This window comes from Streptomyces sp. SCPE 10 (assembly GCF_051980735.1).
Classification (GTDB): domain Bacteria; phylum Actinomycetota; class Actinomycetes; order Streptomycetales; family Streptomycetaceae; genus Streptomyces; species Streptomyces misionensis.
Genome location: NZ_CP197069.1, coordinates 3,977,903 through 4,000,556 on the forward strand (window position 1 = coordinate 3,977,903; position 22,654 = coordinate 4,000,556).

At 73.6% G+C, this 22,654-nt stretch carries 17 protein-coding genes and 3 tRNA genes; 10 read left to right on the plus strand and 10 right to left on the minus strand.

Annotated elements, in window-relative coordinates:
- Positions 1 to 56: 56 nt before the first annotated feature.
- Positions 57 to 1,592, minus strand: coding sequence for a PP2C family protein-serine/threonine phosphatase (locus tag ACSP97_RS18445; RefSeq protein ID WP_358296151.1), 1,536 nt, complete (start codon positions 1,590 to 1,592; stop codon positions 57 to 59).
- Between the two features lie 493 nt (positions 1,593 to 2,085).
- Between ACSP97_RS18445 and ACSP97_RS18450 the strand changes: the two genes are divergently transcribed.
- Positions 2,086 to 2,754 carry a bifunctional DNA primase/polymerase gene (locus tag ACSP97_RS18450; RefSeq protein WP_358269999.1) on the plus strand — a complete coding sequence of 223 codons (669 nt, stop codon included), beginning with the start codon at positions 2,086 to 2,088 and terminating at the stop codon, positions 2,752 to 2,754.
- Between the two features lie 262 nt (positions 2,755 to 3,016).
- Positions 3,017 to 3,526, plus strand: coding sequence for a hypothetical protein (locus ACSP97_RS18455; RefSeq protein ID WP_382070387.1), 510 nt, complete (start codon positions 3,017 to 3,019; stop codon positions 3,524 to 3,526).
- 254 nt (positions 3,527 to 3,780) lie between these two features.
- Here ACSP97_RS18455 and ACSP97_RS18460 read toward each other — a convergent pair whose 3' ends face one another.
- From ACSP97_RS18460 to ACSP97_RS18470, 3 genes are all read right to left on the minus strand, one after another.
- Positions 3,781 to 4,761, minus strand: a complete 981-nt coding sequence (locus tag ACSP97_RS18460; RefSeq protein ID WP_355146643.1) for a DUF5926 family protein — start codon at positions 4,759 to 4,761, stop codon at positions 3,781 to 3,783.
- Positions 4,762 to 4,876: 115 nt separating this feature from the next.
- Positions 4,877 to 5,512 (minus strand): ATP-binding protein, encoded by a 636-nt coding sequence (locus tag ACSP97_RS18465; protein WP_355146645.1) that lies wholly within the window; start codon positions 5,510 to 5,512, stop codon positions 4,877 to 4,879.
- 73 nt (positions 5,513 to 5,585) lie between these two features.
- On the minus strand, positions 5,586 to 6,425 hold the full coding sequence (locus tag ACSP97_RS18470; RefSeq protein ID WP_364723997.1) for a glycerophosphodiester phosphodiesterase: 840 nt from the start codon (positions 6,423 to 6,425) through the stop codon (positions 5,586 to 5,588).
- A gap of 320 nt (positions 6,426 to 6,745) precedes the next feature.
- On the opposite strand from ACSP97_RS18470, the gene ACSP97_RS18475 reads away from it, so the two are divergent.
- Together ACSP97_RS18475 and ACSP97_RS18480 are read left to right on the plus strand one after the other, a co-directional pair.
- Positions 6,746 to 8,242, plus strand: coding sequence for a S1C family serine protease (locus ACSP97_RS18475; RefSeq protein WP_355321432.1), 1,497 nt, complete (start codon positions 6,746 to 6,748; stop codon positions 8,240 to 8,242).
- A gap of 115 nt (positions 8,243 to 8,357) precedes the next feature.
- Positions 8,358 to 8,444: transfer RNA gene (locus ACSP97_RS18480), tRNA-Ser, on the plus strand.
- 106 nt (positions 8,445 to 8,550) lie between these two features.
- Here ACSP97_RS18480 and ACSP97_RS18485 read toward each other — a convergent pair.
- On the minus strand, positions 8,551 to 9,414 hold the full coding sequence (locus ACSP97_RS18485) for a bifunctional DNA primase/polymerase (RefSeq protein WP_440558355.1): 864 nt from the start codon (positions 9,412 to 9,414) through the stop codon (positions 8,551 to 8,553).
- A 374-nt stretch (positions 9,415 to 9,788) separates the two neighbouring features.
- On the opposite strand from ACSP97_RS18485, the gene ACSP97_RS18490 reads away from it, so the two are divergent.
- Complete coding sequence (locus tag ACSP97_RS18490) at positions 9,789 to 10,325, plus strand: SigE family RNA polymerase sigma factor (RefSeq protein ID WP_355146653.1); 537 nt, start codon at positions 9,789 to 9,791, stop codon at positions 10,323 to 10,325.
- Between the two features lie 124 nt (positions 10,326 to 10,449).
- The gene (locus ACSP97_RS18495; RefSeq protein ID WP_355525731.1) at positions 10,450 to 12,105 is read left to right on the plus strand and encodes a long-chain fatty acid--CoA ligase; all 1,656 of its coding nucleotides are present in this window, start codon (positions 10,450 to 10,452) and stop codon (positions 12,103 to 12,105) included.
- 43 nt (positions 12,106 to 12,148) lie between these two features.
- Here ACSP97_RS18495 and ACSP97_RS18500 read toward each other — a convergent pair whose 3' ends face one another.
- Positions 12,149 to 16,468 (minus strand): PAS domain-containing protein, encoded by a 4,320-nt coding sequence (locus ACSP97_RS18500; RefSeq protein ID WP_440558357.1) that lies wholly within the window; start codon positions 16,466 to 16,468, stop codon positions 12,149 to 12,151.
- A gap of 179 nt (positions 16,469 to 16,647) precedes the next feature.
- Entirely contained in the window at positions 16,648 to 17,163 is a 516-nt protein-coding gene (locus tag ACSP97_RS18505) for an SSI family serine proteinase inhibitor (RefSeq protein WP_440558359.1), read from the minus strand.
- A gap of 169 nt (positions 17,164 to 17,332) precedes the next feature.
- Here ACSP97_RS18505 and ACSP97_RS18510 point away from each other — a divergent pair.
- Positions 17,333 to 17,423 (plus strand) — tRNA-Ser (locus tag ACSP97_RS18510).
- Between the two features lie 204 nt (positions 17,424 to 17,627).
- Positions 17,628 to 17,700 (plus strand) — tRNA-Arg (locus tag ACSP97_RS18515).
- A 55-nt stretch (positions 17,701 to 17,755) separates the two neighbouring features.
- On the opposite strand, the gene ACSP97_RS18520 is transcribed toward ACSP97_RS18515, so the two are convergent.
- The gene (locus tag ACSP97_RS18520; protein WP_355146681.1) at positions 17,756 to 18,046 is read right to left on the minus strand and encodes a hypothetical protein; all 291 of its coding nucleotides are present in this window, start codon (positions 18,044 to 18,046) and stop codon (positions 17,756 to 17,758) included.
- Positions 18,047 to 18,074: 28 nt separating this feature from the next.
- Positions 18,075 to 20,663 carry an ATP-binding protein gene (locus tag ACSP97_RS18525; protein ID WP_440558361.1) on the minus strand — a complete coding sequence of 863 codons (2,589 nt, stop codon included), beginning with the start codon at positions 20,661 to 20,663 and terminating at the stop codon, positions 18,075 to 18,077.
- Positions 20,664 to 21,067: 404 nt separating this feature from the next.
- Here ACSP97_RS18525 and ACSP97_RS18530 point away from each other — a divergent pair, with 404 nt between their 5' ends.
- A complete protein-coding gene (locus ACSP97_RS18530; RefSeq protein WP_440558363.1) occupies positions 21,068 to 21,499 on the plus strand; it encodes a hypothetical protein in 432 nt (143 codons plus the stop codon).
- A gap of 99 nt (positions 21,500 to 21,598) precedes the next feature.
- Here the strand turns inward: ACSP97_RS18530 and ACSP97_RS18535 are convergent, their stop codons facing one another.
- A complete protein-coding gene (locus ACSP97_RS18535; protein WP_355146687.1) occupies positions 21,599 to 21,901 on the minus strand; it encodes a hypothetical protein in 303 nt (100 codons plus the stop codon).
- A 336-nt stretch (positions 21,902 to 22,237) separates the two neighbouring features.
- Between ACSP97_RS18535 and ACSP97_RS18540 the strand changes: the two genes are divergently transcribed.
- Positions 22,238 to 22,654, plus strand: coding sequence for a DUF6234 family protein (locus ACSP97_RS18540; protein WP_355525718.1), 417 nt, complete (start codon positions 22,238 to 22,240; stop codon positions 22,652 to 22,654).

Sequence of the window (22,654 nt, forward strand, 5' to 3'; positions counted from 1 at the left end):
GGCGGATGACCTGTTATGCCTGGTCGCACCCGGCCGGGGCGGGACCGGCGGCCCGCTCAGTCGAAGCGGGCCGCCAGCAGCACGACGTCCTCCTCGCCCTCGGCCGCGTCCCGGTCGTCCGGCAGCACCGCGCGCAGCACATGGTCGGCGACGGCCCCGGGGTCGTCGCGCAGTGCCCGGGGAACGCTCGCCGCGGCCGTGCGCAGCCGGGCGAAGGCGCGGTCCATCGGGTCGCCGGTGCGGTGCAGCAGCCCGTCGGTGTACAGCAGCACCGTCTCCCCGGCCTCGGCCTCGATCTCCACGCTGGGCGCCTCCCAGCAGGAGAGCATGCCGAGCGGGGCGGAGACGGAGGTCTCGGCGAACTCGGTGCGCCGCTCCCCGGTCAGCAGCGGCGGGCTGTGCCCGGCACCGGCCAGGGTGACCCGGCGCAGCGCCGGCTCGCAGTAGGCGAACAGGGCGGTGGCGCAGCGGGCGGGCTCGGTCAGCCGCAGCAGCAGCTCCAGGTCGGACAGGACGGCGACCGGATCCTCGCCCTCCATCACCGCGTAGGCGCGCAGCGAGGCGCGCAGCCGGCCCATGGCGGCCACCGCGCCCGGTCCGGAGCCGGTGACCGAGCCCACGGACAGGCCGAGCCCCGCGTCCGGCAGCGGCAGCGCGTCGTACCAGTCGCCGCCGCCGCGCCGCCCGGTGCGGTGCCGGGCGGCGAGCCGGACGCCGCTCACGCGGGGCAGCCGGGAGGGCAGCAGCTCTTCGGTGATGGCGGCCATGCGGGCGCGGGTCCGCTCCAACTCGCCCAGTCTGGCCAGGTGTTCCGCGGCGTGGCGGATGTAGAGGCCGGCCAGGTGGCGCTGGCGCTCATGGGGTTCGGCGGGCTCGTCGTAGAGCCAGACGGCGGCGCCGAGGCGGCCGGCGCCCTCGGTGGCGAGCGGCAGGGCGTAGCTCGCGGCGTAGCCGAGGCGGGCGGCGACCTCGCGGTGCCGGGGGTCGAGGCCCTCCTCCGCGAACAGGTCGGGGTGGACGGCCTCGCTGCCGGGGGTGGTGTCGTACGGCAGCGCGGCGCGCGGGACGGTCTCCAGGTGGCCGAGGTCGGCGCGGCCGAGGCCGAGGCCGGTGGCGGGGCGGGGGCCGAGTCCGTCGCCCGGGTCCAGGACGACGAGGCCGCGGCGGGCGCCGACGAGGGCGGCTCCGGCGCGCAGCAGTTCGTCGAGGGCGGACTCCAGGGCGTCGGTGCGGGTGAGCCGCTCGGTGAGTTCGTGGAGCGTGGTGAGGTCCGAGACCCAGCCGGCCAGCCGGTCCTGGAGGAGGGCGCCGGGCGCGGGGCCGTGCGGGGCGGGGACGGCAGGGGCCGCCGGGGCAGGGCTGAAGGCGGTGCCCGAGGTGGCGGCCGAGGTGGGGGTGGCGGCTGCGACAGTGTGGGCGGAGGTGGGAACAGTGGGATCGATTCCGGCCACTTTCGGGGGGTGCGGGGCGTTCATGGCGCGCGGCCTTCGGACCGGTGCGTAGTGCTGGAAAGCATCGCAAACCCCCATGTGATTCTGCGCCGCTAGCAGTGTCTCCACATGTACACGCACTCGTGAGGGGATGTCCAGCATTGTCCTGCTGGGATTCCTGGTGTCCAAGGGACTCGTGGGTGATTTCTCCGAACCCCTTGCCTTACTGCCAAGTTGGCTCAAAACTGCCTGGGGGAACGGTCCATTGCGATCGACTGGGCTCGCTCCACGGAGCGTCACAACGGTCGTGATGGGTACGTACTCGGAGAAGGCCAGGGGTGGTTGGGGGCCACCCGGAACCTGGCGACGGACCCGGGCGTCATAACCACCGACGGCCGAGCCCCATCCTCCCGTGGCGGAGGCGGAGAGAACCACGCGCGACGGCAAAACGCCATGCTTCGCCACCCCCGCGCCGCAACCGCGTCCTGCCTCACGCGCCATGGACGCGGCCGCGGCCGACGTTCGACCCCCTGGGGATCCCCTGCCGTGCGCGGGGATGTGATGCGCCACCAGGTACGCACAGTGAAGTGATCGACTCATGTTGTGATGTGGACCACGGTGTTGCCAGCGGTGCAACGGAAAGGAACGAGCGCTCATGCGCGAGATCCTCGGAAGGCGACGCAGGCTCCTGTCCAGGCGACGGAACGACGGAAGGCCCGAGCTGCTCGGCGCGGCCCTCACCGTCGCGACGGAGTGGCAGTGGCCCGTACTCCCGGGCGTGGCCCCGGACCCGCAGGGCCGGGCCCGCTGCGGCTGCCCCGACCCGGAGTGCACGGTGCCCGGCGCCCACCCCTTCGACCCGGGCCTGCTCGCGGCCACCACCGACGCGCGCATGGTGCGCTGGTGGTGGACCAACCGGCCGAGCGCGCCCATCATCCTCGCGACCGGCGGCGGCGCGCCGTGCGCGGTCAGCCTGCCGGCGCTGGCCGCCTCCCGCGCCCTCGCCCTGCTCGACCGGCGGGGCATGCGCCTCGGCCCGGTGATCGCCTCGCCCACCCGCTGGGCGCTGCTCGTCAAGCCGTACTCCCTGGAGCAGTTGGGCGAGCTGCTGTACGCCAAGGACTTCGTCCCCGGCTCCCTGCGCTTCCACGGTGAGGGCGGCTACGTGGCGCTTCCCCCGTCCGAGACCGGCTCGGGCGCGGTGCGCTGGGAGCGGCCCCCGCTGCCCGGCTCGGCCGCGCCCTGGGTGCCGGACGTGGAGGCCGTGGTGGACGCGGTGGTCGACGCCCTCACTCGTACGGGTGTGAGCGCGCCCGAGATGTAGGGGCCGCCCGGCGCGCTCGGCCCGGTCGGCGCCCCGCGCTCGTTATCTTCCGCCCATGCTGCGATTTTCTGGGGGATTCGGTACTCGGTGGCGGGGGCGCGGAGGACCCGGCCGCGCCCGGCCCCTCGACGAGGGACCGGGCTCACGAAGCGGGCCCGGCCCCCGGCGCGGGACGGAGCCGCCCGCCCCGGACGGTCCCAAGTCCGCCCGCCGCAGGGCCCGTTACGGCAGGTCCGAACCCCGGCGAACGCATCTGGTCGGGCTGGCGTTCGTGGTGACGGCCGCCGTCGTACTGCCGCTGACCGTGGCGTCCGCGGGCCAGGTCGGGGACGTGGGCGAGGCACTGGTGCCCGGGGTGCTCCGGCACGGTGACGCCAAGGACCCGTCGGCGGCCCCGAGCGACTCGCTGCTGGGCCTCGGGCTGGCCACCGCCGCCCGCTGCGGTCCCCAACTCTCCTCGCCGGTCGGCGTCGAGGCACAGACCTGTGTGCTGACGCAGGGCGCGGACACCTGGGCGCGCACCTACTACCGCAACGCCACCGGGTCGTCGCTGGACGCGGAGCTCAGCCTCATGGGACCGCGCGGCCGTACCGTGCGGACGCGCTGCGAGACGGGGGCCGACGACGAGCCCGCGACCTGTGAGACACCCCGTGAGCGCGGCCGGGGCGGCCCGGACGACTACACGGCCGTCGCGGAGTTCGCCGAGCGGGGGTCCGAAGGCCGGCTGCTGTTGCGCTCGGGCAGCAACTCCGATGACAAGGAGGGCGGTTGACGCCGTGCGTCGCCTCGGTCACCGAGCGCGGACATGGAAAGACCCGGTTGCTGGCGACGGGGGATGCACCAGCAACCGGGCTACTGGAACGGTAACAAGAGATCGGCCGTTCGCAAATTCCGACTCAGTCATTCGGCCACCGATTTCCCACGGATTTCCCTGTCGGGGGCGGGAGTTGTGACCGGAGTCACCCGTTCGGCGGTCCGGTGTCATGACCGCCCGAGCGGTCGGTCATGACACCCGCGGCATCCGCGTCAGCTCAGCGTGACCTGTCGGTTGGTCAGCCCGCCGCGCGCCCGCCGCTCCTCCGCGGTGAGCGGTTCCTCCACCGCGAGGGCGGCGGCCAGCCGCTCGGCGAACTCGGCCGCCGGCTTCTCCACGTCCTGCGCGCCGACCCCGCTCGGCAGGTCCCAGACCGGCACGGTGAGCCCGTGAGCACGGAAGGAGCCCACGAGCCGGGTGCCCTCGCCGAGGCTGGAGCGGCCCGCCGCGTGCAGCCGGGCGAGAGCGTCCAGAAGCCGCTCCTCCGGGTGGGGCATCACCCAGCGCAGGTGGTTCTTCTCCGGGGTCTCGCACCAGTACGCGGCGTCCACCCCGGACAGCCGCACCGTCGGGATCGCGGCCGCGTTGGCCCGCTCCAGGGAGGCGGCGACCTCCGGCGTGGCGTTCTCCGCGTCCGGCACCCAGAACTCGAAGCCGCTGTGCACCACCGGCTCGAACGGGCCCTCGGGGTCGATCAGTTCCTGCAGCCGGGGGCCGTCGGCGGGGGCGCGCCGCCCCTGCACCGGGGTGCCCGGCTCCGCCACCAGCGCGCGCTGGAGCGTGTCGGCCAGGTCGCGGCTGATGTCGCCGGAGGCCGTGTCGTTCTGCAGGCCGAGCAGGACCGAGCCGTCGTCGCGGCGCAGGGCCGGCCAGGCCATCGGCAGCACCGTGGCGAGCGTGACCGACGGGACGTCCTCGGGCAGGCCGTCCTTCAGGGTCAGCTCGACCGTCGCGGCCGGGACCAGCTCGCGCAGCGCCACCCAGTCGCACTCGCCGGGCAGGCCCTCGAACGGGCGCCGCACCAGCTCGGTCACGGCGTGCGCGGCCTCCCGGCCGTGGCACGCCTTGTAGCGCCGGCCACTGCCGCACGGGCAGGGCTCACGGCCGCCGACCACCGGAACGGCACCGTCGGCGCCCGCCCCGCCCACCGGCTGCGGGTGCTTGGCCTTGGTCTGGGGTCGCTTCTTGGCCATCGTGGATGTCTCCCGGTTACGGCTCGTCTCGTACGGCGGGAGCCTAGCCGTTCGCACCCCGGCCGACGGGAACCTGTGGACAACGCACGCCCGCGCTGCACAGGGTGGCCGACCCTCAGGCCAGGTCCTCGAACGCCTCCGCGAGATCCAGCCCCGCCAGCTCGGGCAGCGCGGACGCGGTGATCGCCGCGGCGACGTGGTCGCGCCGGCAGCGGGCGTCCGGGTCGTGCACGTCCCCGTGGACCACCACCCAGACCGTCACCTCGCCGCGGACGTCGTCGCGCACGCCCCAGTCGTCGGCGAGCGCCGTGATGATGTTCAGCCCCCGGCCGCCGTGCGCCGTCACCGAGGGGGTGGCCGGCGCCGGGCGGGTCGGGCCCCCGCCGTCCGTGACCTCCACGATGAGCCGGCCCCGCGGATCGACCCGCCACGCGGCCCGTACGCCGCCCTCCCCGGCCGTGTCGTCCAGCGGCCGGCCGTGTTTGCAGGCATTGCTCAGCAGTTCCGAAAGGATCAGTACGGCGTCGTCGACCACCGCTTCCGGCACGCCTCCGTCGCGCAGTTGCGCGCGCATCCGGCGCCTCGCGTTTCCCACGCCCGCAGGGCCATGGGGTACGGCCATGCACGACGACGTGGGCACCTCCTGTGCCACCACCAACGCCACCCCCGAGACCTCCTTCGCCCCACGCCACGGTGTGGATGCCCCACCGATCTGTGCCGGAAACCGGCCAATCCTCTTCCGGTGACGCATTCGGCACGGCCGTACACGCAGTGAACGCGCCGGAGCACTCCCGGTGACGTGCGGCCCCGCGGGCGGGGGGACGTCAACGGGAGGGGCGGCGGCCGAGCTGGTCCAGCACCGCGCGCGGGCGGTTGGTGATGATGGCGTCGACACCGAGCCGGACGCACAGGTCGACGTCCTCGGGCTCGTTCACGGTCCACACGTGCACCTGGTGGCCCGCCTGCTTCAGCCGCTCCACGTACCCGGGGTGGCTGCGCACGATGCGCACCGAGGGCCCCGCGATGCCCACCCCGGCGGGCAGCCGGCCGTCGCGCAGCCGGGGCGAGAGCCACTGCACCAGGTAGACCGTCGGCAGCGTGGGCGCGGCCGCGCGCACCCGGTGCAGCGAGCGCGCCGAGAAGCTCATGATCCGCACCGGGGAGTCGGCGGCCGTGGCGGGCGCGTCCAGGCCGAACCGCTTGAGCAGGGTCAGCAGCCGCTCCTCGACCTGGCCCGCCCAGCGGGTGGGGTGCTTGGTCTCGATGGCCAGCTCGACCCGGCGCCCGGCGTCCGAGACCAGCTCCAGCAGCCGCTCCAGGGTGAGCACCGAGGTCCCCTCGCGGTCCTCGGGCCGGTGCTCCCAGTCGGGCTCCTCGTCCCGGCCGCGCCAGGCGTCCCGGTTCTTCCAGGAACCGAAGTCGAGTGCGGCGAGATCGGCCAGTTCCAGGGCGGAGACGGCGCCGCGGCCGTTGGAGGTACGGTTCACCCGCCGGTCGTGGACGCAGACCAGGTGGCCGTCGGCGGTCAGCCGTACGTCACACTCGAGGGCGTCCGCGCCGTCCTCGATCGCCTTCCGGTAGGCGGCCAGGGTGTGCTCGGGCGCGTCCTCGGAGGCGCCCCGGTGGGCGACGACCTGAGGGGAGGACTGTGGTGCGTGGGTCACCGCGACATGGTGCCACCCCTACGGGGTACGCGGGACGGCCTTGTACGTCCGTGCGGCGAACGCTGGCGTGCCATGTGCCGGGTTATGTGACTTTTGCCGCCAATGCCCTGTGTAAAGAATGGCCCGGGACCCACAGCCACGGCTTATGGTGCTCTGACGGCCCGTGGGAAAAGCTGACTGCATACAAACTGGAACAGTGAACGCAGGACCATGCGCAGCCGCATCGTGACCGGACACGACCAGCGCGCACGCGCCGCCGAGCGTGCACGAGCGTGTCGAGTGCGACCGAGGACAACAGCCGTGGATCGAGGAGAAGAGCTGTGAGCACCGAGAACGAGGGCAACGAGGTACCCCCGGCCCCGTCGGCGCCTCCCGTGCCGGTGGCCTCTCCCGACGCGTCCCCGCAGGCGCAGGGCGGCACGCCCGGGACCGAGGGGACGGCGGGCGGGCCGGAGCGGCCGGCACAGCCGGCCGGGGCCGATCAGCCGGTGGGGCACCAGGCGGCGCCGGGCGCGCCCGGCGGCAACGAGCCGACGGCCCCGCTGCCGCCCGTGCCCGGCAGCGCTCCCACCACGTCCCCCGTCGGGGCCTGGCCGCCCCCGCCGTCCGGCGTCCCCGGTTACGGCGACGGCGCCGCCGGCGCGGGCGGCGGTGCCTGGGGAGCGTCGTACCAGCAGCCCGCCCCCAAGCCGCGCGGCCGCGGCGGCCTGGTCGCGGCGGTCCTGGTGGCCGCGCTGGTCGCGGGCGGCCTGGGCGGCGGTCTCGGCTACACGCTGGCCAAGGACAACGACAACGGCGGTTCCACCACCGTCTCCGCCTCCGACAACGGCGCCGCGCAGATCAAGCGCGCGCCCGGCACCATCGCCAACGTGGCCGCCAGGGCGCTGCCCAGCACGGTCACCATCGAGGCCGAGGGCACCAACGGCGACGGCGGCACCGGCACCGGCTTCGTCTTCGACAAGCAGGGCCACATCATCACCAACAACCACGTGGTGGCGGACGCCCTCGACGGCGGCAAGCTGACCGCGACGTTCCCGGACGGCCGGAAGTACGACGCCGAGGTCGTCGGGCACGCCCAGGGCTACGACGTCGCGGTGGTCAAGCTCAAGAACCCGCCGTCGGACCTCAAGCCCCTCGTCCTCGGCGACTCCGACAAGGTGGCGGTCGGCGACGAGACCATCGCCATCGGCGCCCCCTTCGGCCTGTCCAACACGGTGACCACCGGCATCATCAGCGCCAAGAACCGCCCGGTGGCCTCCAGCGACGGCAGCTCCACGAGCAAGGCGTCGTACATGAGCGCGCTCCAGACCGACGCGTCCATCAACCCGGGCAACTCCGGCGGCCCGCTGCTGGACGCCTCCGGCGCGGTGATCGGGATCAACTCGGCGATCCAGTCCACCGGCAGCAGCGGCGGCTTCGGCTCCGGCGGCCAGTCCGGCTCGATCGGCCTCGGCTTCGCCATCCCGATCAACCAGGCCAAGTACGTCGCCCAGCAGCTGATCAAGACCGGCAAGCCGGTGTACGCCAAGATCGGCGCGTCCGTCTCCCTGGAGGACTCCTCGGACGGCGCGAAGATCACCGACCAGGGCGCGGGCGGCGCCGCCCCGGTCGAGGCGGGCGGCCCCGCCGACAAGGCGGGTCTGAAGCCCGGCGACGTCATCACCAAGCTCGACGACTCGGTGATCGACAGCGGCCCCACCCTGATCGGCGAGATCTGGACGCACCAGCCCGGCGACAAGGTGACGGTCACCTACAAGCGCGGCGGCGAGGAGCACACCGCCGAGCTGACCCTGGGTGCCCGGGTCGGCGACAGCTGATCCGGGTGCCGGCGGACCCGGCCGTGGCATCCGCGGTCCCGGGGCGGACCACATACCCGTCCGACGCCCGATCCCGGTACGCTGTACCCCGCTCCGCCCCAGGTGGGCGGCGCGGGGAGGTGTGCCCGAGCGGCCTAAGGGAACGGTCTTGAAAACCGTCGTGGCAGCGATGTCACCGTGGGTTCAAATCCCACCGCCTCCGCTTTCGCGGCAGTGAACACGGCCCCTGACCTGGGTAGTTGGTCGGGGGCCGTGCGCATGTCCGGGGTCCGGGAGTGCCCGGCGTTCCCTCCTGGCCCCGCCGCCCGCTACGGCCGGTGGCCGGTCATCCGCGCCGCCGAGGCGATGGTCGCGCGGGCCTCGTGTTCGGGCAGGCCGGTGTGGCGGGCGGCCTCGGTGAGGGGGGTGGCGAGGGCGGGGCCGATGCCGTTCTCGTAGGCGCGGCAGGCGGCCCAGAACAGCCGGGTGTTGCGCTGGCCCTCGTGCGCGGTGAGGACGAAGTGGACGAGGCCGTGACCGTGGTCGGTGTGCGTGGGCACCGGGTGGCGGGCGGGGCGCGGGGGCGGGAGCAGCAGTCGCAGCAGGGCCGGCGGGCAGACGGCCGGGGGCAGGCGGGCGGTGCCCGGAGCGGTGCCGTAGACGCCGTGGTCGGTGCGGGAGCCGGGGCCGACCAGGTAGCCGCCGGCGCCGCGGATGTCGATGCCGGGCGCGAGCCGGCCCGCCGAGTTCGGCACGACGACGTCCGGGGGTCCGGTCAGCCACAGGTGCCGGCCGCCGCTCGGGGTGAGCACGACGACGGTCCGCGGGATGGTGAACCGGTGCCGCAGGCCCAGCTCGCGCAGGGCGGCCCGGGCGTCCGTGCCGGACTTGGTGTCCAGGTCGACGCCGATCAGGTGGTACGGGGGCAGCCCGCAGGCGATGCCGTAGCCCGTCGCCCAAGGCGCGGCGGCGAACATCTCGCGGACGCGCGCCGGGTCGCTGGAGGCGTCGTACACCCCGTGGCCGAGGCGGCCGCACCCGCCGTGGCAGACCGGGCCGGGGTCGCGGTGGTGCGGGGAGCGCAGGGCGGGGAGCTTCGTCCGGGACAGCGGGAGGACGGCCAGGCCGTGTTCGGCGGCGGACAGCGCGTGGGCGAGGGCCAGGGTCGTGGCCTGCCGGTCGGTGGTGGCCATGCCCTTATGGTCGTACGTACGTTCGAAAAAGGGAAGTGGGCGAGCGGCCAGGGGAGCCGTACCCGCACGGGACGGAAGGCGGCGCGGCGGCCGTCCGCCGGCTGCGCGCGCCGCGGGTGAACCCGGTCCCCGGGCCGCCCGGGTCCTGGTGACGGCCCGCGCCGGGGTACCCGCATCGGGCCTGGTCCCCGCCGCGGACGACCGGGACCGGCGGGCCGGACCCGGGTGTTTCTCAGGGGCGACCCGCAGACGGGGCGGACCCCCGCTCCACCCAGAGGAGGTGGAGCCATCCCCACCCCTACAACCTGAGGCGGACACCGCTTCGGCACTTGCGGCCGATCCGCCCGTGCGGGGACCGCTCATAGCGTGGAGCCATGACCACACCCGTCTGCACCAGCGCCTCGGCGGCGGCCCCGGCGTACCCGACGTTCTCGTCGTACGTGCGTGCCCGCCGGCCCGTTCTGCTGCGCGCCGCGCGCTCGCTGACCGCGAACCCCAGCGATGCCGAGGACCTGCTGCAGACCGCGCTCGCCAAGACCTACGCGGCCTGGGAGCGGATCGAGAACCAGCGGGCGCTGGACGGCTATGTGCGCCGCGCGCTGCTGAACACGCGGACCTCGCAGTGGCGCAAGCGCCGGGTGGACGAGTTCTGCTGCGACGAACTGCCCGAGCCGGAGCCCGTGCCCGGCGACGACCCGGCCGAGCGGCAGGCGCTGCACGACGCGATGTGGCGGGCGATCATGAAGCTGCCGGCGCGGCAGCGGGCCATGGTCGTCCTCAGGTACTACGAGGACCTCAGCGAGGTGCAGACCGCCGAGGTGCTCGGGGTCTCGGTCGGCACGGTGAAGTCGGCGGTCTCGCGGGCGCTCGGCAAGCTCCGGGAGGACCCGGAACTGAGTCCGGTGAGATGACCGTCCCGGCCGCGGGATGGTCCGGGCCGCATTTTCCCACCCCCTAGTGACATACCAAGCGGTATGTGCGCAGAATCAGCGCACCCCCCTACCACCGCGTAGGCATCGTCGCCGGGAGGACTCCGTGCTGAGCACCATGCAGGACGTACCGCTGCTGATCTCGAGGATCCTGACCCACGGGGCGACGGTCCACGGTTCGTCCCAGGTGATCACCTGGACCGGCGAGCCCGAGCCGCAGCGGCGCTCCTTCGCCGAGATCGGAGCCCGCTCGGCGCAGCTGGCCCACGCCCTGCGCGACACCCTCGGGGTGCGCGACGACGACCGGGTCGCCACGCTGATGTGGAACAACGCCGACCACGTCGAGGCCTACTTCGCGGTGCCCTCCATGGGCGCGGTGCTGCACACCCTCAACCTGCGGCTGCCGGCCGAGCAGCTGGTGTGGATCGTCAACCACGCCGCCGACCGCGTGATCATCCTCAGCGGCTCCCTGATCCCGTTGATCGCCCCGCTGCTGCCCCTGCTGAAGACGGTCGAGCACCTCGTGGTCTCCGGCCCCGGCGACCGCGCCCCGCTGGCCGGCGCCACCGCCCGGGTGCACGAGTACGAGGACCTGCTCGCGGGCCGCCCGACCGGCTACGACTGGCCCGAGCTGGACGAACGCCAGGCCGCCACCATGTGCTACACCTCCGGCACCACCGGCGACCCCAAGGGCGTGGTCTACAGCCACCGTTCGATCTATCTGCACTCCATGCAGGTCAACATGGCCCAGTCGATGGGCCTGACCGACCGGGACACCTCGCTCGTGGTCGTCCCCCAGTTCCACGTCAACGCCTGGGGAGTGCCGCACGCCACCTTCATGACCGGCGTCAACATGCTGATGCCGGACCGCTTCCTGCAACCCGCACCGCTCGCCGAGATGATCGAGCGGGAGCGGCCGACCCACGCGGCGGCCGTGCCCACCATCTGGCAGGGCCTGCTCAAGGAACTGCACACCCGGCCCCGTGACGTGGCCTCCCTCGCCCAGGTCGTCATCGGCGGCTCCGCCTGCCCGCCCGCGCTGATGCGGGCCTTCGACGAGCTGGGCATGCGGGTCGTGCACGCCTGGGGCATGACGGAGACCTCCCCGGTGGGCACCATGGCCCGCCCGCCGGCCCACGCGGTCGGCACCGACGAGGAGTTCGGCTACCGCGTCACCCAGGGCCGGTTCCCGGCGGGCGTCCAGGCCCGCCTCACCGGCCCCGGCGGCGAACGCCTGCCCTGGGACGGCAGGTCGGCCGGCGAGCTGGAGGTGCGCGGCCCCTGGATCGCGCGCGCCTACTACAACGGCCCCGGCGCCGAACCCCTGTGCCCCGACGACAAGTTCAGCGCGGACGGCTGGCTGAAGACCGGGGACGTCGGCGTCATCTCCCCGGACGGCTTCCTCACCCTCACCGACCGCGCCAAGGACGTCATCAAGTCCGGCGGCGAGTGGATCTCCTCGGTCGAGCTGGAGAACGCGCTGATGTCCCACCCGGAGGTCGCCGAGGCCGCCGTGGTGGCCGTGCCCGACGACAAGTGGGGGGAGCGCCCGCTGGCCGCCGTCGTCCTCAAGGACGGCGCGAACGCCGGCTTCGAGGCCCTGCGCGCCTTCCTCGCCGAGGAGGCCCAGATCGCCCGCTGGCAGCTCCCCGAGCGCTGGACGACCGTGGAGGCGGTGCCGAAGACGAGCGTCGGGAAGTTCGACAAGAAGGCGCTGCGCAAGCGGTACGCGGACGGGGACCTGGACGTCACCCGGTTGTGAGACGAGGGGCCGGGCGGCGGGCCCGGCCCCTTCGACGTCGGTGCTAGTTGGTGCCGATCCGGGACAGCAGGTCCACGATCCGGGACTGCACCTCGGTGCTGGTGGACCGCTCCGCGAGGAACAGCACCGTCTCGCCCGAGGTCAGCCGCGGCAGCTCGGCCTGGTCGACGGCGGCCGTGTAGACGACCAGCGGGGTGCGGTTGAGCTGCCCGTTCGCGCGCAGCCAGTCCACGATCCCGGCCCGCCGCCGGTGCACCTGCATCAGGTCCATCACCACGAGGTTCGGCCGGAACCGGCCCGCCAGCGCCACCGCGTCGGTGTCGTTCGCGGCCCGCGCCACCTGCATCCCGCGCCGCTCCAGCGTCGCGGTCAGCGCCAGCGCGATCTCCTCGTGCTCCTCGATCAGCAGCACCCGCGGCGGATGCTGCTCGCTGTCCCGCGGCGCCAGCGCCTTCAGCAGCACGGCGGGATCGGCGCCGTACGCCGCCTCCCGCGTCGCCTGTCCGAGCCCGGCCGTGACCAGCACCGGCACCTCGGCGGCCACGGCGGCCTGGCGCAGCGACTGGAGGGCGGTACGGGTGATCGGACCGGTCAGCGGATCCACGAACAGCGCCGCCGGGAAGGCCGCGATCTGCGCGTCGACCTCCTCGCGCGAGTGCACGATCACCGGCCGGTAGCCGCGGTCGCTCAGCGCCTGCTGGGTGGTCACGTCCGGCGCGGGCCACACCAGCAGCCGGCGCGGGTTGTCCAGCGGCTCCGGCGGCAGCTCGTCGTCCATCGGCTGCGGGCGGGGGGTGTCCGCCACCTCGACGGCCCCGCCGGGACCGTCCAGCGGCTCGGGCCCCTCGGCCGCGTTCGCGTCCGGCGCGCCGATCGCGTAGGACCGTCCGGCGCCCTCGGTGCCCGGCGCGAGCCGTGACTGCCCGGGCAGACCCGGGGACTGCGCGGGCGCCGGCTCGGCCGCCTGCTCCTGCCGGCTGGCCGGGTCGGGGGGCGTGCCCAGCTTGCGCCGGCGGCCGGAGCCGTTCGGCGTGTGCGGGGGCGGCGTCGGCGTCCCCTGCCGTGTGAACGGCACGCCTTGGCCGAGGGTCCGCACGCTGAAGGCGCGGCCCTGGGTGGAGTCGGGGTCGTACGCCGGGACGCCGCCGGTCGCCGTGGCACCCGCGTTCTCGGCGGGCAGCGGCTGCGCGGCACGGTGCTCCGCGGGCAGCGGGGTGCCGGCCGCGGGTGCCGGCTGCGGCGCGGGGGCGCCGGGCGCCGCCGGGGGCGCGGGAGTACCGGCCGCGGGGGTCGCGACGGGACCGGGCCGCGGTGCGGGGGTGCCGGGCGCGGGCGGGGCGGTGGGCGGCGTCCGCGGTACGGCGACGCCCGCGCCGGAGGTGTCGTCGGCGCCGGGCCACCCCGGGGCGGCGGTCGGCGCGGGGGCGGCGGTCACCGGGCCCTGCGCGGGGGCGGGCCGCTGGGGGGCGCCGGTCTCGGCGGGCAGGGGCAGCGGCTGGGCGCCGGGGGCGGCCGGGGTGCCGTGGGCCGGGGTGGCGGCCGCCGGGGGCTGCTGGGCCGGGGCCGGGGCGGGCTGCCCGGGGGCCACGGGCCGCGCGGCACCCGGCTGACCCGGGATCGGCGGCACGGCGGCGGCGTGGGGCGCGCCCGGTGCGGCGGCCGTACCCGGGGTCGCGGGCGCGGCGGGGGCCGCCGGGGCGACCGGTGCGGCGCCCGGGGTCCCGGGCGGTGCCGCGACCGTCTCCGCCGGTGCCGCCGGCACGGCGACCGCCGGACCGGCCTGGAGCGGGACGCCCCGCCCCTCGGCGTCCCGTGCCTGCGGCTGCGCGGGCGGTGCGACGGCCCGGCGGCGCCGCCCGGTGGGGGCGCTGGTGGGATGCGGCTGCGGCGGGGTGTGGTCGGCGGCCTGGCTCAGCGGAACGGCGTCGTGCCGTCCCTCCTCGGCGGGCATGGACAGCGGCGGCTGCGCGGGCACCCGCACCTGACCGGGCAGGCCCGGGGCCGGTGCGGCGGGGGCCGGCGCCTCCGGGGCGCGGTCGGCCGTGGCGGGCGGCAGCGCGAAGACGGTACGGGCGGCCGACTCCTGCGCGGCGGCACGCTCGGCCGCCGCGGCCAGCGCGCGCCGGCGCCGTCCGGTGGGCCGGCCCTCCTCGTCGGTGTCCTCGCCGTCCCCGGCGGCGGGCAGCGCGGCGGGCAGGGCGGCCTGCGCGACTTCCTCCGAGCCGTGCCGGGCACGTCGTCCGGCGGGCGCGGGCACGCCCTGCGGCGGCACGGTGCCACCGAGCCCGGTACCGGAGGCGGCGGCACCCGCGGCATGCTCGGCCGCGGTCACCACGGCGCCCTCGCTCACCCCGTCGCCCCCGGCGCGGACGGGCAGTTCGGCGGGCCGGCCACGGCGCCGCCCGGTCCCGCCGGAGGTCGCCTGGGGGTCCTCGACCGGAACCGGGCCGGTCTCGTCGGCGGGCACGCCCGCGCGCCTGCGCCGCCGCCCGGTCGGTGCGGGCGCCTCCGTCCCGTCACCGCCCGCACCCGGCAGGTCGCCGCCGTCCAGGAAGGAGTCGGTGGACCCGCGCCGGGCGCGTCGCCGGCCACCGCCGGCAGCGTCCTCGTGCTCCTCCACGGGCTCGGCGGGCGCCGCCTCGGGCGCCGCCGGTGCGGCGACGGCCCCGGCGCCCGCCCCGAGCGGCACCTCCAGGACGTACGCGCTGCCGCTCATGCCCGGCACCTCGTGCGTCTGGAGCACACCGCCGTGGGCGCGCACGATCCCGCGCACGATCGGCTCGTGCACCGGGTCGCCGCCGGGGTACGGCCCGCGCACCTCGATCCGGGCCACCGCACCGCGCTGGGCGGCGGCGACGACCACGGTGTTGTCCAGGTAACCGCCCGTGGAGACGGGCGCGTTGCCGGTCGCGTCGACGCCCGCGACGTCCGCCACCAGATGCGCCAGCGCGGTGGCGAGCCGCCGCGGGTCGACCTCGGCCTCGATGGGCGGGGCGTGCACGGCGAACTGCACCCGGCCGGGGCCGATCAGCTCCACCGCGCCGTCGACACCGGCGGCGACGACGGCGTCCAGCATCACCTTCGTACGGGTGATGTCCTCGCTGCCCGCGTCGATCCGCTGGTAGCCGAGGACGTTGTCGATGAGGGTGGTGATCCGCGAGTACCCGGCGGACAGGTGGTGCAGCACCTGGTTGGCCTCGGGCCACAGCTGTCCGGCGTCGTCGGAGGCGAGGGCGGCCAGTTCGCGCCGCAGCTCGTCCAGGGGCCCGCGCAGCGACCGCCCGAGCAGGGTGAGCAGCTGCTCGTGCCGGCCCGCCAGTGCCTCGTACCGGTCCTTCTCCCGCTCGCCGAGCGCGGCGTAGCGCTCCTCGCCCGCCGCCAGTTCCTCCGCGTGCTTCTCGCGCAGCCCGGCCAGCTCGGCGTCGTACTTCTCGCGTAGCTCCTCCACCTCGGTGGCGTGCTGCTGGCGCAGGGCGGTGAGGTCGGAGGCGTGTTCCTCGGAGAGCTTCTCCAGCTCCTGCGCGTGCGCCTTCTCCAGCGCCTCCTTCTCCTCCACGAGGGCGTCGAAGGGCCGCCGGTCGGCGAAGGTCATCACGGCGCCGACGAGCTGGTCCCCGTCGCGCACCGGCGCGGTGGTCAGGTCGACCGGCACCTTCTTGTCGCCCTTGGACCACAGCACCTGCCCGCGCACCCGGTGCTTGCGCCCGGAGCGCAGGGTGTCGGCGAGCGGCGACTCGGCGTACGGGAAGGGGGAGCCGTCGGCCCGCGAGTGCAGGACGAGGTTGTGCAGCTCCTTGCCGCCCAGCTCGCCCGCCCGGTAGCCGAGGATCTGCGCGGCGGCCGGGTTGACGAGCACGATCCGCCCGTCGGTGTCCGTGCCGACGACGCCCTCGGACGCGGCGCGCAGGATCATCTCGGTCTGCCGCTGCGAGCGGGCCAGCTCCGCCTCGGTGTCGACGGTCCCGGACAGGTCCCGGACGACGATCATCAGCAGCTCGTCGCCCGTGTAGCCGTAACCGTCGTACGCCTGCTGCCCGTTCTCCAGGTTCGCGCTGGTGACCTCGACGGGGAACTCGGCCCCGTCGGTGCGCCGGGCGACCATCCGGGCCGGCTTGGTCCGGCCCCGCGGGTCCCGCTGACCGGGCCGCCGCATGGAGCCGGGGATCAGCCGGGAGTCGAACTGGGGCAGCAGATCGAGCAGACCGCGCCCCACGAGCGCGGTCCCCGGCGTTTCGAAGGCCTCCAACGCGATGGTGTTGGCGTTGACGACGGTTCCGTTGGCGTTGACCAGGACCAACGCGTCCGGCAGAGCGTCGAGTATGGCTGCGAGGCGAGCAGCGCCTCGGGATGGCCTGCTGCTCACGAGACGCTTCCTCCCTGTTACCGCACCTTGCCGACCGCTCGGGCCATCTTGCCAACCGGCCCGCGGCGTGTCACGCGAGGGAGTCTATGCGCACGTGTTGTGCCGGGGGCGCCGGATGAGAGGGAGGTCCCACGAGGAAGTGACGCCGATGCGGTGACGACCGGACCTTTGGCCCAGGCTCAGGTGATCTTCGGCAGCAGCGGCACCATCCGGTCCCAGCGGGCGGTCTCGCACCCGTTCCCGCGCCCGAACGAGGCGTCGACGGGCCGCCCCGCCCACCGCCCGGTGACCCGTGCGGTGGCGGGCCCGCCGTAGATCATGCCGCACACGCTCCCGGGGGGCACCGGCGCGAACACGTCCCGCCCCCACTGCGTCTGCGCGTCAAGCCCCCGGCAGGCACCCTCCACATCCGGGTGATGCCCGCCGCCGGGGTGACAGAACAGCTCGTACGTCCCGTCCCGCCCGGCCCCGGCGTGCCGGACGACGACGGTGAGGTGATCGCCGCCCGGCACCGGGACGGCCGCCGCGGCGGGTACGGCGGCCAGTGCCACGGTGGACAGGGGCGCGGAGACGGACACGGCCACGGAGGCGGCCACGGACACGGACGCGGTGAAGGGGACGGCGAGGGCGGCGGCGAGCCCCGTCCGGATCCTCCGCCACCCCCTGCCCGGTACTCCCGAGAGAACAGAACCCATGCCTCCCTCAACGCCCGAACGCCGCAGACGTTGCGCGCCACCCCGGCACGAGAAGCCCTTTGCCCTGCGGCCCGCCTGCCTAGTACCGTGGGGGTCGATTGGTGACGGGCCCCTCGGCTGTGTCATCATCTGCACGCACCATTCGCGCGCTCGCGTGAGCGGTTGTGCTGGAGGCGTCGCCTAGTCCGGTCTATGGCGCCGCACTGCTAATGCGGTTTGGGCCTTAAAGCCCATCGAGGGTTCAAATCCCTCCGCCTCCGCCCCAACCGAAGCCCCGGTCCCTGTGGACCGGGGCTTCGTCGTTCCCGCCGTTCACTCCCCCTACCACCCGCTCATGGACGTTTTCGCAGGTCAGAGGGGGTCAGCCAAGCGGATTTCACATGACGGCGGCAGTCATGTAATGTTCTTCCTGTCGCCGGGACGGGCCGAAAGGAACCGAAACGGAGACAAGAACAAAAGAACAAGCACTCGTAGCTTAACGGATAGAGCATCTGACTACGGATCAGAAGGTTGCAGGTTCGAATCCTGCCGAGTGCACACGGAACAGAGGCCCCGGAGAGATCCGGGGCCTCTGGCGTTGGTGCTTCCGGATTCAGGTCTCCGACGGGCGGATGTCGTCCAGGCTGCCGACGATCGTCACCTGGGTCGGGTGTGCGGGTGCGGGTACCTGGATGAGGATCGGGACGTAGACCATGTCGCCGTGCCGGTACTCGGCCTTCCACGAATGCCGGTAACACACGGTCGTGCCGGGAACGCGGTGTGTCGCGTAACACCGGACCGCCGACTCCGCGGGTCTGGCCTGCGGCTCCTGTGGCGGGGAGAACGCCGTGCAACAGAGGGTGGCGGCCACGAGACTGACGCCCAGTGAGGCTGTTTTCCGCATGTCGGTCCGCCCCTTTCGCGGATTTCCGTCAGCGTTTCGGATCGTGGAGTTTGCGGGCGGCTTCCTGCCGGGAGTGGACGCCGAGTTTCGCCAGTACCGCGCCCACGTGGTGCCCGGCGGTCTTGCGCGTGATGTAGAGGCGGGCGGCGATCTCGGCGTCCGACATGCCTTCGTGCAGCAGCTTGAGCACGTCCATCTCCCGGACGGTGAGCCGGTACGGATTGGCCAGGGTGGCTGCCCGCGGGCCACGCCGTACCGGGCGGACGCCACGGGCACGCATCACGGCGCGGGTACGCGCCACGACCGGCCGGGCACCGAGGGCCTCGAAGGCGGCCAGAGCCTGGTGCAGGGCCGGGGCGTCACCGGACAGACGGACCAGCGCGGCCTGGTACGCGCAGCCGAGCCTGTCCCATTGCTCTGCCGCGCCGGCCCAGTCGCCGGCCAGTTCCAGTGCGTAGGGTCCGGCGGCGGGCACTCGCCGGGGTGTTTCTCCGGCACGGCGGATCCAGCAGGCCAGGGGCCCGGACAGCCAGGGGTGGTCTCGTCCGGCCAAGGCGTCCAGGCCGCGTTGCGCCTCCGTCCGCACCCGGTCGAGGTCGCCGCCCAGCCAGGCCGCCTCGACTCGGGCCTCCCATCCCAGGCCCGTGTCCAGCAGGCAGCCCGGGTCGACCGAGTCCGCCGCCTGTTCCAGCAGTGGCCATGCCCGGGCCTTGCCCTGACGGGCCCGCACCAGGCCCAGGACGGTCAGGGCCAGGGCCCGGGCGACGGGTGGTGGGCCGGGGTGGCCGAGGACTCCCTGCGCGGTGTCGGCGGCCTGGGCCCACAAGCCCCGGCCCAGCAGTCCCCAGCTGCCCCAGGCCCTCGTGCACAGCAGGTAGGACGGCAGATCGTGGTCGAGGCAATAGGCCTCCGCCCGGTTCACGGCCGCGGTGGTGCGGGCGGCATCGCGCCGCAGTGCGGCGAACCAGCACATGACGAGCGCCAGGAAGCCCGCGTCCTCCGGCAGGTTCTGCGCCATCGCGCCGGACATGGCCTGTTCGCATTCCTCCCAGCCGGACCCGTTGCTCAGCATGTCCGCCGCCGCGGCGTGGAAGCGGGCCTGGACGACCGCCCCCGCGTCGCCGAAGCGCTCGCCCAGAGCGATCGCCTTCTGGGCGTACGCGGTGGTCAGCCGCGCTTCCTCGTGCCGGTAGCAGGCGAGCTGACAGAGATTCAGGTACGCCCGGGCCAGTTCCCGGCTCGGCCCGAGCGCTTCGAGCACCCGTACCGCTTCCAGGCCGGTCCGTCCGGCCTCGTCGGTCTGTCCGAACGGCCACAGCCAGCAGGACAGCAGGCGCAGGTCGTCGCCCTCGCGCAGCCGGTCGCCCAGGGTGCGGCGCAGCTCCACCGCCGTACGGCGAGAAGCGATCCCTTCGGCCGGCCTGCCGGACAGCCCGCAGGCCTGCGCATGGCCCTCCAGCAGGGAGGCTCTTCGGTCGAGCGGCAGCGGGTCGGCGTACCGCAGGGCGTGGGCGTACTGGTCGGCTGCCTCCCGGTGCGCGCCGGATGCGGCGGCATGGGCGGCGGCGTCGGGCGCGTACTCCAGCACGGCGGTCGGGTCCCCGGCGCCCTCGGCGTGATCGGCCAGCAGCGCCAGATCGCCCGGAGCGACCGGACCGGAGCGCATCGCCGCCAGTACCTGCCGGTGCACCCGCAGACGGCAGGCGGCGGGGACGGACTCCAGCACCGCCAGCCGGGTCAGCTCATGGCGGAACTCGGTCGCCTGCCCGTCGGTCCGCACGATTCCGCAGGCCACGGCGTCGTCGAGCGCCGTCTCCGAGGCGGGCAGCAGGTCGGCCAGCAGCGGCAGCGGGGCCCGGCGCCCCAGGACCGCCAGTACGTCGACGACCTCGCGCGCCGCGGCGGACAGGCCGGCGAGGCGCCCGGCGACGGCCTCGCGCACCGTTGCGGGGATGGGCTCCTCAGGGGAGTTGAGGATCGCGGTGACGATGAACGGGTTGCCGGCGGAGACGTGGTGCAGCCGCTCGGCGTCGACGGTGTGTCCGCGGGCCAGCCGGGCGACGGCCCGACGGCTCAACGGGGTCAGGTCGTGCCGGTACACCCACGGGTACCCGGCGAGGGTGCCCAGGAGCGCGGTCACGGTGTGGGTGCGGCCGATCTCGTCGTCGCGGTAGGTGGCCACCACCAGCGCCGGAACGCTCGGCAGGCGCCTGGCCAGGTAGCGCAGCAGGTCCATCGTGGTCTCGTCGGCCCAGTGGACGTCCTCCACGACCAGCAGGCTGGGGTAGGAGTTCAGGTCGGCGAGCAGGGAGTCGAACACCTCGTCGGGACGACAGGTGCCGTCCAGCGCCCCGGTCAGGGCGGTGCGCACCGGCTGGCCCAGACGTGGGGCCAGGTCGGTCAGAGGGCCCAGGGGACGGGGGGCGGTCAGCGGGTCGCAGGCGCCGACCAGTATCCGGATGCGGGGATCGGCGAGTCGGGCCAGGCGGTTGACGACGCTGGTCTTGCCGATGCCGGCCTCGCCGCGTACGAGTGCCAGTCGTCCGGGCCCGACCGAGGCCGCCCGAAGGTGGCCGGTGAGGTCCTGTAGCACGGCCTCTCGCTCTAGCAGGTCCATCACCAGCCATTTTCTCTCCGCGCCCGGAGCCGCGCAAAAGATCCAGCCGATCAAGACGGCGTGGCAGGTGGGGTGGTGCGGGGAATCCGGGACCGGCACGTGGGGTGTGCCGAGGTGGAACTTGGGGTGTCCACCCGATGTGTGGCCGACCGCGGCGGATGCATGCTGGCGAAAGCGCACGCCTGGTGTTCCGGGTGCCAATTCCCGAGATTTCGGGGGCTGGTGCACGCGAATCGGAAATGGCCTGCGCACTCGACCCGATCCGGACTCATCGAAAAGAGATCGCCATGCTCAAGAAGGTTGCAAAGCGTGCGGCGGTGCTGACCGCGTCGGCCGCTCTGGCAGCAGGGGGCGCCCTGGTCCCCTCCTCCGCCTTCGCGGCGCCGACGCCGACAGTCGCTCACGTGACGACGCCGAATGACAACGGCGGCGGGAACAACAACAACAATAACAACAACAACGGTAGGGGCAGGCACCACCACAACAACAACAATAACAACAACAACGGCCGAGGTGGGAACAACAACAACAATAACAACAACAACGGCGGCCGGGGCGGGAACAACAACAACAATAACAACAACAACGGCGGCCGGGGCGGGAACAACAACAACAACAATAACAACAACAACGGCGGCCGGGGCGGGAACAACAACAACAATAACAACAACAACGGCGGCCGGGGCGGGAACAACAACAATAACAATAACAACAACGGCGGGGGTGGAAACAACAACAACAATAACAACAACAACGGCGGAGGCGCGAACAACAACAACAATAACAACAACAACGGCGGAGGCGGGAACAACAACAATAACAACAACAACGGCTGAACTTCACAGCCCGGCGGCCGATGAAAGTCCACTCGGCCGCCGGGCTGCTCTGTGTCGACGCCGCTGAAGAGGCTTCAGCTCCCTATCGGCTTCGGCGTCTCAGCTCTGGTGGCAGTTGATGTTCTGGTTCCCGGTGAAGGTGTTGCCCGACCCGACCTGCCCCTTCGGGTAGCAGACCTGGAAGTTGAAGAGGGACTTGCCCAGGAGTGGGAGGAGCCCCGCCGTGTTTCCCTGAGTCTGGCTGTCGCCGTTGTTGTTGTTATTGTTGTTGTTCGTGCCACCTCCGTTGTTGTTATTGTTGTTGTTCGGGCCGCCCGCGTTGTTGTTGTTATTGTTGTTGTTGGTGGTCTGGGTTCCGAGGGGGGTGTCGCCCTGGCCGGTCGCCCCCATCGTGTAAGGCATTCGCAGGAGCGGAATGCTGTCCAGCACCGAGAGGAGACCCCCGTTGCTTTGAGCCTGGGCGCCGGCGGCGCTGAAGAGAATTGCCGCGGTCGCGGCGGCGCTGATCGTGGCAAAACGCTTGGCGAGCTTCACTCGGTCGGCCTTTCTTCGTCTCTGGTGCCGAATCTCGGGCTTTAGTGGCCAGGATGACGAACCATGGGCGCCGAACGATTACCAGGCACGCTGCGCCGCCCGCGTTTTCCCCCGTACAGCCCCAGAATTGCCGCTCGGTTCTCGTGGCACGACTGGGTACCGCTACTCATGCGCCCGCCCGCCCCTACCGGGAGACTGGGGGGCATGGATCTTCCCGTCGCCCCGCCGGCCTTCGACGCGACCACCGGTCCCGGGGCACACCGCCGTGCCGACCTCGGTGCCGACATCGGGGTCGGGTGTGCGCTGCTGCTCCTGGAGCTGACCGCCCTGGCGGGGATCTTCTGGCTCTGGTTCCTGACCGGGTTCGACCTCGACCCGGCCGAGACCGCCACCGCCGCCCCGCTGTGGCCTCATCCGGCGGCCGTCGGCGGGATCGGCGTGCTCGCCCTCGTGGCGGCCGCGCTCGCCGCGCGGGCGAGGGCCCTCGTCACCATGGTCACCCAGGCGGTCGTGGTCGTGCTGACCGCGGTCGTCGTCTTCGGCGGGGCAACGGCGCAGTCCCACCAGGACCGGCTGTGCCGGGACACGCCCTCGGCCGCGGGCTGCCAGGACGACCGTTAG